Here is a 15,025-nt window from a genome sequence, read left to right on the forward strand (position 1 = left end):
TTCCAATTACTCCTTTTTAGTAATACTCATCGAACTTTGTATTTAATTGTTTCTTAACAATTTATTGTCTTTTAAAAAAGCGCTTTCATACTTCCTTTAAAATTGTGCACATTTAAAAAATATTGTACACAATATTTTTTAAATGTGCACACTGAATGGTAGTAATTATTAAAAACCCTTTTCATTTCAAGGTTTGAAACTTATACTACTAAGTAATGGGGAGTTTTTACTATATAGGAGTCGATTAAGTTGAAGAAAAAAGACATGCATGCTTATACATACGCTTATGAAAAGATAAGGGATCAAATATTAAGTGGAGAGATTGAACCACATATTAAGTTGACTGAAGAAATGCTTGCTGAGAAATTTGGAATAAGTCGTACACCTATTCGATCTGCCATTGCAAAACTCGAACAAGAAGGCATGATTCGAAACAAGCGAATTTTTATTCCAACTGCAAATGATATACGCCATATTTTCCAAGTGCGTATACTTATTGAAGGGTATGCTGCTAATTATTGCTCGAAATTCATATCTGAAGATGCATTAAATCGTTTAAAAAAATGTGTTGAAGTTGGGTTCGATGGGACTTTAGAAGAAGTTATGGAAGCTAACCATGAATTTCACCAAATTATTATTCAGGAAACTAGAAACCCTTTAATGATTTCAATAATAGATAAAATGCAATCAATTATATATTTATTTAGAAAAACAGTTGTTGGTCAAAAGAGACCTCATTTAATAGATGAACATGCTAATATTTACAAAGCAATTGAAAATCATGATGATCAATTAGCACAACAATTAATGGTTGAACACCTAGAAAAAGATTTAGAATTTAGTCTGAGTAGAATTAATAACTAAAGAGAAAAGACGACTCAGTGATAGAGCCGTCTTTTTCTTTTTAGTTAAATTTCACCATATGATATTTCTTCTTCCCACGACGGATAATTGCAAATTCATCTTCCAGTCGATCTTTTACATCTACCACATAATCTAAATCAGTGATTTTTTCACCATTAATAGAAATGGCACCATTAGTAACATCCTCACGTGCTTGACGTTTAGAAGATGAAATATTTGCTTCGACTAAGACATCTACAATATTTTTATCTTCTTTTGGAAGCTCTGTTGAAGGTACATCTTTAAAAGCATTTTTCATTTCTTTAGCTGATAAGGCTTTTAAATCTCCTGAGAACAATGCATTAGTAATTCTGATTGCAGTTTCAAGTGCTTCTTCACCGTGAATTAAACGAGTCATTTCTTCTGCTAATGTTTTTTGTGCCTTACGTAAATGAGGTTCTTCTTGTACTGATACTTCTAGTGCTTCAATTTCTTCACGGCTTAAGAATGTAAAGATTTTTAAGTACTTAATGACATCAGCATCTGCAGAATTAAACCAGAATTGGTAGAACTCATATGGAGTCGTTTTCTCAGCATCTAACCAGACTGCACCGCCTGCTGTTTTACCAAATTTTGTTCCATCAGCTTTTGTTACAAGTGGAATTGTTATTCCAAAAGCTTTAGCTTCCTCATCATGTGTTTTTCGGATTACTTCAAGACCTGTTGTAATGTTACCCCATTGGTCGGATCCACCCACTTGAATTCGTACATCGTAGTGATTGTATAAATGATTGAAATCTAATCCTTGGATTAATGTATAGGAAAATTCTGTAAAGGAAATACCTGTATCAAGGCGAGAAGCAATAGTATCTTTTGCTAACATATAATTCACATTAATTAGTTTTCCATAATCACGTAAGAAGTCGATGACGCTCATCTTCCCTACCCAGTCGTAGTTATTTACTAATTGAGCACCATTGCCATCTTCACCAAACTCAAAAATGCGCTCCATTTGAGCTTTTAAACCCGCTACGTTAAGAGCAATTTGTTCCTCAGTAAGCAAGTTACGTTCTTCAGAGCGACCAGATGGATCCCCAATCATTCCTGTTGCACCACCAACTAGTAAAATTGGGCGGTGTCCTGCTTGTTGGAATCGGCGTAATGTTAAAAGTGGAACGATATGTCCTATGTGCATTGAGTCAGCTGTTGGATCAACACCAACATATAAAGATACTTTTTCCTCATTTAATAATTTTTCCATTCCCTCAGCATCTGTTTGTTGATATAACAAACCTCGCCATTGTAAGTCTTCAATTAATGTATTTGTCATTTGAGTTTCCTCCTTTAGTAATAAATCTTAATAATTTTGCGTTTTTTACAACCAGTTAGTAAGAGTTGTATTTTTATTCTGTCTTGTTTACCGGGATAAATAAAAAAAGCCCCTACATACAAATGAACAATTTGCATGCAGGGACGTCTCGATAAATTGAACGCGGTACCACCCAGCTTGAAGAATAATAAAAAATTCTTCCACTCTAAAAGTCTTATCGCGACTTACACGTTCAAGCTCCAAGAACGTAATTCATGCTCTCACTATGACTAACTTACACTAACCGCTAGCTCTCTTTACAGGGAGTGATAACACTACTTCAAACTTTTCACTGCTTGAAAAAAACGATATGATTATTGTTATTTTACTTGTTTTTTTGACAATGTCAATTAATTGATTACTGAATATTAGAATTATGCTATAATAGACAAGATTTTAGGGGGTCGATAAAGTGGATGAAATAAAAAAGCGTATCGAACAACTCAATGAAAAAATCGAACTACTGTCTACTTCAGAGCGTACACGCCCACTTCGAATTGGTATAAGAGTTGTATGGAATTTGTCGTTATTATTCCTATTTATTATTATTACAGGTTTTGTTTTTGTTTCAGCTGTTGGTGCAGGCTATTTTGCTTCACTAGTCAAAGACGAGCAACTACAAGCAAAAGAGGACATGCTTTCAGAAGTTTACAACTATGAGGAAACAAGTGAAATCTATTTTGCGAATAATATTTACATAGGTAAACTTCGCACTGATTTAGAACGTCGTGAAACTACACTGGAAAACGTTTCACCACTTGTAGTAAATGCTGTACTCGCGACAGAAGATGAATACTTCCGTGAACATAACGGAATTGTTCCAAAAGCAGTTCTTCGTGGATTATTGCAAGATTTTTTAAATACGAGTACTCAAACAGGTGGTTCAACCTTAACGCAACAGCTTATTAAAAACCAGATTTTAACGAATGAAGTTTCTTACGAGCGTAAAGCCCGTGAGATATTACTTGCTTTAAGACTTGAGAAGTTTATGACGAAGGATGATATATTAGAGGCTTATTTAAATATTATTCCATATGGTCGTAGCTCATCAGGGCGCAATATTGCCGGTGTAGAAACAGCTGCAAGAGGTATTTTTGGTGTTAATGCATCCGAACTTAACTTACCACAAGCAGCATACATTGCAGGTATTCCACAAGCACCATTTGCATATACACCTTTCACACAATTTGGTCAGCTAAAAGATGCCAAAGGATTGCAACCAGGAATCGATCGTATGAAAGTTGTATTATCTCGAATGTTAGAAGTTGGTTATATCTCAGAATCAGAATATAATCAAGCAATTTCCTATGATATTACTAAGGATTTCAGAGAGCCTGAAAAATTGGCAAAAGATAGCTACCCATGGTTAACATACGAGCTAGAAGGTCGAGCAAAACGAATAATTGCTGGAATACTAGCTGAAAGAGATGGTATCGATCCAAACCGCTTAGATGAAGAAGAAAACTTACTTGAAAAATATGAAATTCTTGCTGATCGTGACATTCGTTCAAGTGGTTATCGAATCTATTCAACTATTGATAAGGATTTGTACGATGCAATGCAGGAAGCTGCAGAGAATTTTAACTACTACGGTCATACTTTTACTAGAACAGAGGTTGATCCAGAATCTGGTGAAGAATATGAAGTCCAAATTCCAGTTCAAGTTGGTGGAATGTTAGTCGAAAATCAAACTGGAAAGATACTTAGCTTTGTTGGTGGCCGTGATTTTAGCATTAGTGAATTAAATTACTCAACACAAGCGTATCGTTCTAATGGTTCAACAATGAAACCACTACTTGCATACGGTCCAGCATTGGACTATGGAGTAATTGGTGCTGGTAGTCCTGTAGTGGATGTAAAGTTTGAGATAGGTGATTATAAACCATCAAACTATTTAGTAAATGAAGAAAGAGGAATCATGACAGCAAGGGAAGCTTTAGCGCATTCCCAAAACTTAACTGCACTAAGATTGTATGATTCCATTCGAGACAGACGACCTGTAACTTATTTAGACAAACTAGGGTTTTCAAAATTAGTACCTAGTGATTATGAAACCTTAGCTATTTCAATAGGCGCTATGACAGTTGGTACAACTGTTGAGGAAAATACAAATGCATTTGCAGCCTTTGCAAACAACGGACAGTTCGTAGATGCATATATGATTGAAAAGATTGTTGATTTAGATGGCAATGTAATATACGAACATGAATCTGAAGCGGTAGATGTTTACTCACCTGAAACTGCATACATGATTACTGATATGTTACGTGATGTGTTAGATTATGGTACTGGTGCTAGAGCAAACAGTATGTTGAAGTTTTCTTCGGACTTTGCTGCTAAAACTGGAACATCTCAAAATTATCGAGATGTTTGGTTTGTTGGATATAATCCGAATATATCTTTAGGTTTATGGATGGGCTACGATGACAAAAAAGAAGCACGTTCATTATATCAATTTAACAATACGTACTATCAACCAAGTACACGAGTAAATATGCTTTGGGCAAATTTAATGAATGCTGTGTATGATGCAAATCCAGAACTAATTGGTACATCTGAACAGTTTACACCACCACCTGGAGTGGTTAATGCTTCATTCTGTGGTATATCTGGACTGGCACCTTCTGATGTTTGTACTCAAGCAGGGCTTGTAAAATCGGATCTATTTAACCGAAACTTCTTACCAACAGAACCAGATGATAGTTTTACACAATCAAAATCAGTTATGATTGACGGAAAAGCTTATGCAGCGTTAGATTCAACACCTTCAGAATTTGTTATAGAAAACGGAATTGGATTAAACCCTGATTTTATAAAACGTATGTTAGGTAGATTGGGTGGAGATCCTTCAAAACTAGTACCAAATGGTTCTGCTCAAAGTGATAATGTTGTTTCTACCGGAAGTTTAGAACCTGATAGTGGGAACCCGCCTGCAGTTAATGTAACATTAAATGGGAATGTCATTTCATGGACTAAATCTCAAGCAAATGATGTTATTGGTTATCGTATCTATGATGTAACATTAGGTGAACGGAATCTAGTTGGTACAATCGTAGATGGTCAGGAACTACAATATCCCGTTTCAACTAACAGTTCGTATGTAGTAGTTGCGGTCGATATTACTGGTTTAGAATCAGCACATTCAAACAACATTACAACAGAAGTAACAGATCCTATACCTATTGATCCTACCGAACCAGGTGAAACTGAACCTGATGATCCTGAAAATGGTAACGGGGATGATAATGGAGAAAACAATGACTCCGGAGATGACATTGATATTATCGATGACATTATCAACCCAGGGAACGAATAGCACAAAGATTAATCTTTACTAAAAGTAACAAAGCTCTCCTTCATAAAGCGAATTTACGCTTTATAAAGGAGAGCATTTTTGTTTATGAAACATTTTATTATTTAACGATTGCTTCTACTAATATGCGAACCGCTTCATCTAATTCATCGTAACCTACATTCAAAGGTGGCAATAATCGTAATACGTTAGCACCTGCACCGCACACAAGTAATCCTTTATCTTCTAAAATCGAAATATATGGTGCCACTAACTCGTTTCCGAAATCTATACCGATTAACAATCCTTTCCCACGGATTGTAAATTGATCTTGAGGAAAGCTTTCTTTTAGATTATTTACTAGATACATACTCTTTTCATTTACTTCGTCTAGAAACGAATCTTGGAATACAATATCTATCACAGTTTGTGATACTGCGACGCCTAGAGGATTCCCACCATAAGTTGTACCGTGAGAACCAGGACTAAAAGTTTCGTATATTTCAGATGTACCTAGAACCCCTGCAATTGGGAACCCGCCACCTAAACCTTTTGCCATTGTCACTAGGTCTGGCTTCAGTACTGTTTGCTCAAATGCAAAACGGGTGCCTGTACGTCCAATTCCAGTTTGCACTTCATCAATGATTAATAAAATATCACTATTTGAACAAATTTCGTGGATTGCACTTGCAAATTCTTCAGAAACAGAATTTACTCCACCTTCACCTTGAACTACTTCTAGCATAATTGCAGCTACAGAATCATCAATTGAATTTTTCAATTGCTCTACGTCATTAAACGGTAAGTAAGTAAATTTATCTACTAAAGGGCCGAAGCCACTATGAATCTTCTCTTGAGCAGTTGCAGACATCGCTCCAAAAGTACGTCCATGAAAGGAATTTTCAAATGTTATAATATTATTTTTACCAGTATGTTTTCTTGCCATTTTAATAGCTGCTTCGTTTGCTTCTGCACCGCTATTACAGAAAAAAGCATGGGACAAATGGTTATCCTTTACTAAGCTTTCAGCAAGTTTAACTTGGGTAGGAATTTCATATAAATTACTCGTATGCCATATCTTTTCACTCTGTTCTTGCAAAGCTTTCACTAATGCCGGATGTGCGTGCCCTAAACATAAAACAGCAATGCCACTAGTAAAATCTAAATATTTTTTGCCGTTACTATCTTTTACAATGGTCCCTTTACCTTCTATTAAACTAATAGGTCTTCTAGAATAGTTGTTAAATAATGCACTCATTCTACTTTACTCAGCTCCTGACTTAAGATGTTAGTTCCGATTAAACTATCATTTACAATTTGTACTGATGGAACCCCTGCTTCTAATACTTGAATGGCCCCTTGTACTTTCGGAATCATTCCCCCAAAGATGTGTCCTTCGTCAATCCACTTTTCAATTGCAGATGGTGTTGCATGTGTTTGGAATTTATCATTAATTCGTATTCCAGCAACATCTGTTACTAAGAGTAGACTTTCAGCTTCTACCGCTAGTGCCACCGCGCTTGCAACTGTATCTCCATTAATATTCAGTGCTTGACCATCCATGGTAACACCAATACAAGCAATAACAGGTATGATTCCTTGTGAAAGTAATGTTTTAAGAAGTTGCGTATTAACCTCAACCACTTCTCCAACATAACCGAATGTTTCTTTATCTAAATAATTTGCATGTAGTAATAGTTGATCAAACCCACTTAAACCAATGGCTGAAATACCTGCTTTGTTTAGTTCATAGACAAGCTTCGGATTTACTTTTGCAATTAGTGTAGATGCTACAATCCCAATTGCACTTTCATTAGTTACACGAATTCCATTTAGCGTATGGGACTCTACTTGTTGTTTTGCTAATTCATTATTAATAGCCGGGCCACCGCCATGAGTAATAATGATATCGTATCCTTGTTCTTGCATCTTTTTAAAATTTGAAAAGAAGGCCTCATTTAAGCCTTCTAATGTGCTTCCACCAAGTTTAATGACAATAATTTTACGAGCGGTAGGATGCGTTGATTTGTACGTAGTCATAAGTTAAATCACACCCCCAAGCTAATCCATGACCTGTTCCTTGTTCTAAGGATACATAGATTTTTACTTCATTTGCCTTTAAGATTTGAATTAGTTCATCTTCGGAAAAAGGAACTGGTTCACCGTGCTCTACCATTAAGGCATTACCAATTTTTATAGTGATTTTATCAGGGTCAACAGTTGCCCCACTATATCCTACAGCTGCAATAATACGTCCCCAGTTAGCATCACAGCCAAAAACTGCAGTTTTTACTAATGGAGATCCAACAACCGTTTTGGCAATTTTACGAGCTTCCTCATCTGAAATTGCACCATCTACTTCAACTTCAATTAATTTCGTAGCACCTTCACCATCTCTTGCGATTGATTTTGCTAAATCTTCGCAAACAGTTTTCATGGCGTTATAAAAGTTTGACCAGTCAGGGTGAGTTGGTGTTAATGGTTGATTACCAGCTAAACCATTAGCTAAAACGAGCACTGTATCATTTGTTGATGTATCCCCATCAACTGTAATTGAATTAAAAGTTAAATCAGTAATTTCAGATAATGCTTTTTGCAATTCATCCGATTCAATATTGGCATCAGTTGTGATAAACCCTAACATCGTTGCCATGTTTGGCTCAATCATTCCTGACCCTTTTGCTGTACCCGCTATAAGTACTTCTATTCCATCAATAATCGTGCTATATGCTGTATTTTTCATCACTGTATCAGTTGTCATAATAGCTTGAGAAAAATCAATTGCGTTTTCTAATGAACCGTTGATCTCAAGATTCTTAACTCCACTACGAACTGGTTCCATCTTCATTAATTCACCAATTACACCTGTTGAAGCAACGCCTACAAGATTAGGTTCAATTCCCAACTTATTTGCTGCTAATTTTTGCATTTCATAAGCATCAGCAATTCCTTGTTTACCCGTACAAGCATTTGCATTTCCTGAGTTAACGAAGATTGCTTGCATTTTTTTACTGTTATAAACGGTTTCCTTTGTAACTTTTAATGGTGCAGCTTGAACTGCATTTGTTGTAAACACGCCTGCTACGCTCGCAGGTACTTCACTAACAAGTATTGCTAAATCTTTCTTTTTATGTTTAATACCACAGTGAATTCCTGCAGCTTTAAAACCTTTTGGAGAGACGATATTTTTGCTTGACAGCTTCTTTAATTCATAACTTACAGTTGACATGTTTTTCCTCCTTAAATGAATAGTGGCACTATATCTAAACCAGTCTTTTGAGATAAACCGAATTGTACATTCATATTTTGGATTGCCTGACCAGCAGCCCCTTTAACTAAATTGTCGATTACACTAACAATCGTTACTCGATTTGTTCTTTCGTCAAGTTTTACTGAAATATCACAGTAATTGGAGCCCTTCACTCGATTAGTTCCAAAGGATGATGCCCCTTTTATAATTCTTACAAAAGGGTTATTTTTATATGTTTCTACTAAACATTCAAATAATTGTTCTTCTGTTACACCTGAAGTTGTTGGTGAATATGTAGTAGATAAGATCCCTCTATTCATTGGAACAAGGTGAGTATTAAAAGTAACTGTAGTACTAACACCTGTAAAAAGATTAATCGCTTGCTCGATTTCTGGTATATGTTGATGTTCGTTGATTTTGTAAATTGAAAAATTCTCGTTTGTTTCACTGAAATGTGTTGCTTGCGATGGTTTGTTGCCGGCACCTGATATACCGCTTTTGGCATCAATAATTAGATTGTTTGCATCTATTAAACTTTCTTTTATTAATGGAAGAATAGATAACAATACCGCTGTTGGATAGCAACCTGGATTTGCAATAATATTTGCCTCTTTAATTTGACCTTCATTCCACTCTGTAAGTCCATATACACTTTCCTGTAATAATTCAAATGGTGCAGGTTCTTTTTTGTACCACTCTTTATATAAATCAGGTTGTTTTAAGCGATAGTCCCCGGACAAATCGATTAGTTTAGGACCTGTTCCGACTAATGTTGGTAATAATTTGCCAGTTACCCCTGAAGGAGTACTTGTGAAAACAACATCAAAAGAAGCTAAAGTATCTTTATCAATTTTTTTCAGTGAATCATCATGAATGGTGAAAAGATGGCCGAACCGTGATGAAAAAATCGTCCCCTCATCTGATGATGTAAATAATTCCATTTTCTCTACTTCAGGATGATTATGTAATAAACGAATTAATTCTAAACCACCATATCCAGTCGCACCTATAATTCCAACCTTCATTTCGTTCACTCCTTTAATAAGTTAATGTAAGTATAGGGCTGTATATTTATTAAGTCAACTGTATTTTTATATAATTATATTTTTCCATTTTATTCTTAGATCTAGAAACATAGGTAAATATACTAGGTGTAAAGAGTACGAAGTTAAACATGCTATGATAAATAAAAAAAGACTCCCTTATGAAGTTTATTTAAAACTTTTAGTCAGGGCGTCTTTTATACAACACTGTATAATTATAAAACTTATTATAGTTAGTTACAGAATTATCTCGATAAGGAATATTATAAGAAAAAGTTACAATATTTTATTTTAAATATTCAAAAAATGTTTTTCAGCTTCGTATTTTCTGAGCTTTTTTATACATTTTTTATAATATAATGGAAGTATCATGCTCAGGTGGTGTTCAGTGTTTTGAATCATATAAAGAATTATTATTGCGTGGAAATGGAAACAAAGCATGGGAAAGTAATCATCGAAGGCCCGCTTCCCCCAGAGCGACTAGAACAATATACACTTCACGAAAATTTGACATCCTTTAGACCACCAGTACAACAAAAACTAGCCTTAGTAGAGATTGCTGGATTCGAAGAAGGACGTATTGTCATTATTAGGAACGAAGATTTAATAGTAGGCTATGTTTCCTACCTATATCCTGACCCATTTGAAAGATGGTCTGAAGATAAAATTGACAACATGATTGTATTGGGCGGGATAGAAGTAACACCTCCCTACCGTGGATGCGGTGTAGGTAAGAAGCTACTTGAGGTGTCATTTATTGGAGACGAAATGGAAGACTATTTAGTAATCACTACAGAATATTATTGGCATTGGGACTTAAAAGGGACTGGTTTAAATGTTTGGGAGTATCGAAAAATGATGGAAAAGTTAATGAGTACTGTCGGTTTTGTCCCATTTACAACAGATGATCCTGAAATAACTTGCCATCCTGCAAATTGTTTAATGGCACGGATTGGGAAACGAGTAAATGAAGATACAATCGAACGTTTTAACCAATTGCGTTTTAAGAATCGCTATATGTATTAAGGGGGATGCTAGATGATTGTAGAAGAAATAATGAAAACTAACCTAAAAACACTTTCACCAAGGGATACCGTAAAAGAAGCATTAGAACTTATGAAAGAAAAACATATAAGACATATCCCTATTATTGATGAAAATAGAAAATTAGTTGGACTCGTAACTTCGAGTACGTTAAAGAACAAATGGAATGCTTTTTCTAATACGAGTTCATCTGAATCTGAGAAAATCATTGAAGATGTTATGATAAAAGACTTAATTACAGCTCACCCATTAGACTTTGTTGAAGAAATCGCAATCACATTCTATGAAATGAAGATTAGCTGTTTACCAATAGTATCAGGAGGTCAGTTAGTTGGATTAGTTACAGCATCTGATCTTCTTTATACATATATTGAATTAACAGGGGCAAACAAACCATCCTCAAAAATTGATATTCGAATAGAAGACAAACCTGGTATTCTTTCTGATATATTAGTAATTTTTAAAAATCATCACGCCAATGTATTAAGCGTTTTATTATTTCCAGATTCAAAGGAGGAAAACTATAAAATTGTAACTATCCGAGTTCAAATTTTAAATCCATTATCAATTATAGAAGAATTGAAAAAAGCCAAGTTTAATGTTCTTTGGCCAAATCTCCCTGGTATAACAAAATGAAAGATGCATTATTTGTCTATTCACCGGAACAACTCGGATATAAATTTTCAGAATCACATCCATTTAATCATAAACGTTTGATACTAACTATGGACCTTCTAAAGAAAATCCATGCTTTACAGGATGACCATATCATCCCTGCTCGTATGGCTACTGATGAAGAAATTGCATTAGCACACGATAGAAAGTATATCGAGATTGTCAAACAAGCAGGTAAGGGTCTTTTAACCCCCCAACAGACAGTCAGCTACGGGATTGGAACAGAGGACACTCCAATATTTACAAATATGCATGAAGCAAGCAGCTTGCTAGTTGGCGGAACATTACAAGCTGTTGATGCTGTAATGCAAGGAAAAAGTAGACATGCCTTAAATTTAGGTGGTGGTTTACATCATGGATTCTATGGTCGAGCTTCGGGTTTTTGTATTTATAATGATAGTAGTGTCGCAATCCATTATTTACGGAAGAAATATGATGTTCGAGTTTTATATGTAGATACTGATGCCCACCATGGTGATGGAGTTCAATGGGCGTTTTATGATGACCCAAATGTGTGCACATTGTCCATTCACGAGACTGGTAGATATTTGTTCCCTGGAACTGGAAATGTGACTGAACGTGGAAGCGGAGAAGGTTATGGAACATCATTCAATTTTCCAATTGATGCATTTACAGAAGATGAAAGTTTCCTAATGATCTATGAAAAAGCAATGAGAGAAATCTTTGAATACTTTAAACCAGATGTCGTATTTACTCAAAACGGAGCAGATGCACATTACCTTGACCCACTAACCCATTTATATGGAACGATGAGGATTTATCGAGAAATTCCAAAACTCGCTCACAAATTAGCCCACGAATATTGCGATGGGAGATGGATTGCAGTTGGTGGTGGTGGTTATGATATTTGGCGTGTTGTACCAAGAGCTTGGTCCTATATTTGGACTGAGATGAATGACCTCCCTGCCCCAACAGGACCATTACCAAAAGATTGGCTGGAACAATGGCAAACCGAATCACCGGTCTCTCTATTCCAAAATTGGGAAGATCCAATTCCATTGTATGAACCTATACCAAGGAAATTAGAAATTGAAGAAAAAAATGCGCAAATGCTTCAAAAGGCGTTAATTATTTTACATGGTGAAATTGGGAAGAATAAAAAGTGAGTTATAAAAAATACTGCTAAAAGTAGCAACGCTCAGAATAATCTGAGCGTTGGAATTTTTTAATGTTGTCTATCTCTTTTAAGATTTCCTAAATAAGTCCTTTAAAGCTAAATCAAGTGATGGGTAAGTAAATTCAAATCCTTCTTCGATAAGTACTTTAGGTAATACTTTTTGCCCTTCTAATACAAGTTTACTTTTTTGTCCAAGTACCAATTTTAATGCTATTGCAGGTACAGGCAACCAATGTGGACGTTTTAATATAGTTGCAATTGTGTTACCGAAATCCTTCATTCTAAGAGGTGTCGGGGCAGTCACATTAACAGGACCAGACAACTTACCCCTCCTAAGAGAGAATGCAATAGCCCGAGCAACATCTAATACATGGACCCATGATACCCACTGTTTCCCTGTTCCTACAGTTCCCCCTGCAAACATTCTATAAGGCAAAGCCATTAATGAGAGTGCACCTTCGCTACCAAGTACTACTCCAAATCTCATGAAAACACAACGTACTCCATACTTCTCTACTTGTTTTGCCCTATTCTCCCAGTCATAAACAGTTCTCCCAAGAAAATCATTAGGTGTAACTTTTGTTTTCTCGGTGTATTCCGCATCTAAAGATACAGGGTAAATTCCAATTGCACTCGCGTTAATAAATGTTGATGGTTTCTGAGGAAGTACAGATATAATTCTTAATAATTCATCGGTTGCTTCCATACGACTATTATAAATTTGTTCTTGATGCTCTTTGCTCCATCTTCCATTGTTAATGGAAACACCCGCTAGGTTAATGAACGCATCAATATTTTCTAATTTTTTTTCTGGAACAGTACCTTCTTTTAGCCACGGCACATATGTAACACCTTTAATTTTAGTCTCGTTTTTTCTAGTTAAGATTATGACCTCATGACCTTCGCTAATTAGTAAATCAGTCAAAGTTTTGCCTATAAACCCTGTTCCACCTGCTATAACAATTCTCATCTTTCCACCTCATTTCATTTATATTCCAGACATATATTATAACAGAAATTTACATTTATATGATTAAAGATGTATTGGACTTGCAGGAAAGTAAAAAGGATGTCCATAGATTGGAATGATTTTTTCCTACTATGGGCATCCTTTTAAGTTATCATAATTAGTTCATAAACAGCATCTTCTACAGCTTAATAGATTGGCGTGATTCGATACGATGCGGCAAAATGACTACTTTATCTTCTACTTTTTCTTTACTCATAATTTTTGTTAGCAATCGCATTGCCACCGCTCCAATATCATATAGAGGGAATGCGACACTTGTTAAGCGTGGTCGTACCATTCTTGCTAGTTTAGAGTTTTCAAAACTAATGACTTCAATATCTTCAGGAACATTTTTTCCATCATCCTGTGCCCCATGAATAATACCGATAGCTAATTCGTCACTCCCTGCAAAAAATGCAGTTGGTGGGTTCTCTATGGCACTTAGTGTCTCCCATGCCTCAATTCCACTATCGTAAGAGCTTTCTTCCGAAATAATTAATTGCTCATCTATTTCTATGTTTGCATCTTGTAACGCCTTTTTATATGCTTCTAATTTATATTTTGAGTTGATCGTATATGCAAGCGGTCCAGATAAAAAGGCGATTCTCTTATGACCGTTATTAATTAATAATTGTATTGCTTCATAAGATGCTTGGAAGTAATCGATATTTACAGAAGGTAAATCATTAGATTCGTCAACTGAACCGGCTAATACAATTGGAACTGGAGCGTGCTTCATTATATGATGTAATTTATCTGTTACGGAATCACTCATCATAACAATTCCATCTACTTGTTTTCCTAACATCGTATCAAGTAATGTTATTTCTTTTTCTTCGTTTTGGTCTGAGTTGGCTAAAATGATGTTATAATTATACATCGTTGCAATATCTTCGATTCCACGGGCTGCTTCAGAATAAATGCTATTAGATATGTCAGGAATTATAACACCTACAGTCGTAGTTTTTTTACTTGCTAACCCTCGCGCAACTGCATTTGGTCTATATTCCAATCGCTCAATAACTTCTAGTACTTTTTTTCTCGTTGAAGGTTTTACATTTTGATTTCCATTTACTACACGTGATACGGTTGCCATTGAAACATTTGCCTCACGTGCTACATCATAAATTGTTACAGTCAAAGGATCCGCCTCCTTTTATTTATATTATTTGTATTATCATACGATATAAATGTTTTCCATTTCAAACATTAGTGAATAACCTGTAATTATATGGTATCCATTCTAACATATTTCAATTTAATTTTTTATATCAATAATGTTAAAATTTTCAACAATTTCATAGCTATTTGGGATAATAGAGTAGGGTGACCATTTTCATGGCCACCCCCTCATCAAACCGT

General features: G+C 35.3%; 12 protein-coding genes and 1 other annotated feature. Of the genes, 5 read left to right on the forward strand and 7 right to left on the reverse strand.

What is annotated here, in order from left to right:
* The first annotated feature begins 249 nt into the window (after positions 1 to 249).
* Positions 250 to 864 carry a GntR family transcriptional regulator gene (locus CD29_RS14245; protein WP_328286494.1) on the forward strand — a complete coding sequence of 205 codons (615 nt, stop codon included), beginning with the start codon at positions 250 to 252 and terminating at the stop codon, positions 862 to 864.
* A gap of 40 nt (positions 865 to 904) precedes the next feature.
* Here CD29_RS14245 and tyrS read toward each other — a convergent pair whose 3' ends face one another.
* Complete coding sequence (gene tyrS, locus CD29_RS14250; protein ID WP_036188214.1) at positions 905 to 2,173, reverse strand: tyrosine--tRNA ligase; 1,269 nt, start codon at positions 2,171 to 2,173, stop codon at positions 905 to 907.
* Between the two features lie 136 nt (positions 2,174 to 2,309).
* Positions 2,310 to 2,514, reverse strand: a binding site (T-box leader).
* 119 nt (positions 2,515 to 2,633) lie between these two features.
* Here tyrS and CD29_RS14255 point away from each other — a divergent pair.
* Positions 2,634 to 5,528, forward strand: coding sequence for a transglycosylase domain-containing protein (locus CD29_RS14255; RefSeq protein WP_036188256.1), 2,895 nt, complete (start codon positions 2,634 to 2,636; stop codon positions 5,526 to 5,528).
* A gap of 97 nt (positions 5,529 to 5,625) precedes the next feature.
* Here CD29_RS14255 and CD29_RS14260 read toward each other — a convergent pair whose 3' ends face one another.
* Genes CD29_RS14260 through argC form a run of 4 tightly spaced genes read right to left on the reverse strand, consistent with a single transcriptional unit; the run spans position 5,626 to position 9,779 of the window.
* Positions 5,626 to 6,762: an acetylornithine transaminase gene (locus CD29_RS14260; RefSeq protein ID WP_036188217.1), complete on the reverse strand. Its 1,137-nt coding sequence runs from the start codon at positions 6,760 to 6,762 to the stop codon at positions 5,626 to 5,628.
* Complete coding sequence (gene argB / locus CD29_RS14265) at positions 6,759 to 7,544, reverse strand: acetylglutamate kinase (protein WP_036188219.1); 786 nt, start codon at positions 7,542 to 7,544, stop codon at positions 6,759 to 6,761. The genes CD29_RS14260 and argB overlap by 4 nt, the downstream gene beginning before the upstream one ends.
* On the reverse strand, positions 7,507 to 8,733 hold the full coding sequence (argJ, locus tag CD29_RS14270; RefSeq protein ID WP_036188222.1) for a bifunctional ornithine acetyltransferase/N-acetylglutamate synthase: 1,227 nt from the start codon (positions 8,731 to 8,733) through the stop codon (positions 7,507 to 7,509). Before argJ ends, argB begins: the two co-directional genes overlap by 38 nt.
* Positions 8,734 to 8,744: 11 nt before the next feature.
* Positions 8,745 to 9,779 carry an N-acetyl-gamma-glutamyl-phosphate reductase gene (argC, locus tag CD29_RS14275; protein ID WP_036188225.1) on the reverse strand — a complete coding sequence of 345 codons (1,035 nt, stop codon included), beginning with the start codon at positions 9,777 to 9,779 and terminating at the stop codon, positions 8,745 to 8,747.
* Between the two features lie 411 nt (positions 9,780 to 10,190).
* On the opposite strand from argC, the gene CD29_RS14280 reads away from it, so the two are divergent.
* Genes CD29_RS14280 through CD29_RS14290 form a run of 3 tightly spaced genes read left to right on the forward strand, consistent with a single transcriptional unit; the run spans position 10,191 to position 12,643 of the window.
* Positions 10,191 to 10,823: a GNAT family N-acetyltransferase gene (locus CD29_RS14280; RefSeq protein ID WP_036188228.1), complete on the forward strand. Its 633-nt coding sequence runs from the start codon at positions 10,191 to 10,193 to the stop codon at positions 10,821 to 10,823.
* 12 nt (positions 10,824 to 10,835) lie between these two features.
* The gene (locus tag CD29_RS14285; RefSeq protein WP_036188231.1) at positions 10,836 to 11,477 is read left to right on the forward strand and encodes an acetoin utilization AcuB family protein; all 642 of its coding nucleotides are present in this window, start codon (positions 10,836 to 10,838) and stop codon (positions 11,475 to 11,477) included.
* Positions 11,474 to 12,643: an acetoin utilization protein AcuC gene (locus CD29_RS14290; protein WP_036188234.1), complete on the forward strand. Its 1,170-nt coding sequence runs from the start codon at positions 11,474 to 11,476 to the stop codon at positions 12,641 to 12,643. The genes CD29_RS14285 and CD29_RS14290 overlap by 4 nt, the downstream gene beginning before the upstream one ends.
* Before the next feature lie 78 nt (positions 12,644 to 12,721).
* On the opposite strand, the gene CD29_RS14295 is transcribed toward CD29_RS14290, so the two are convergent.
* The gene (locus CD29_RS14295) at positions 12,722 to 13,624 is read right to left on the reverse strand and encodes a TIGR01777 family oxidoreductase (RefSeq protein ID WP_036188237.1); all 903 of its coding nucleotides are present in this window, start codon (positions 13,622 to 13,624) and stop codon (positions 12,722 to 12,724) included.
* A 178-nt stretch (positions 13,625 to 13,802) separates the two neighbouring features.
* On the reverse strand, positions 13,803 to 14,804 hold the full coding sequence (gene ccpA, locus CD29_RS14300) for a catabolite control protein A (protein WP_036188240.1): 1,002 nt from the start codon (positions 14,802 to 14,804) through the stop codon (positions 13,803 to 13,805).
* Between the last annotated feature and the right edge of the window lie 221 nt (positions 14,805 to 15,025).

Source organism: Ureibacillus manganicus DSM 26584, assembly GCF_000772945.1.
Taxonomy (GTDB): Bacteria; Bacillota; Bacilli; order Bacillales_A; family Planococcaceae; genus Ureibacillus; species Ureibacillus manganicus.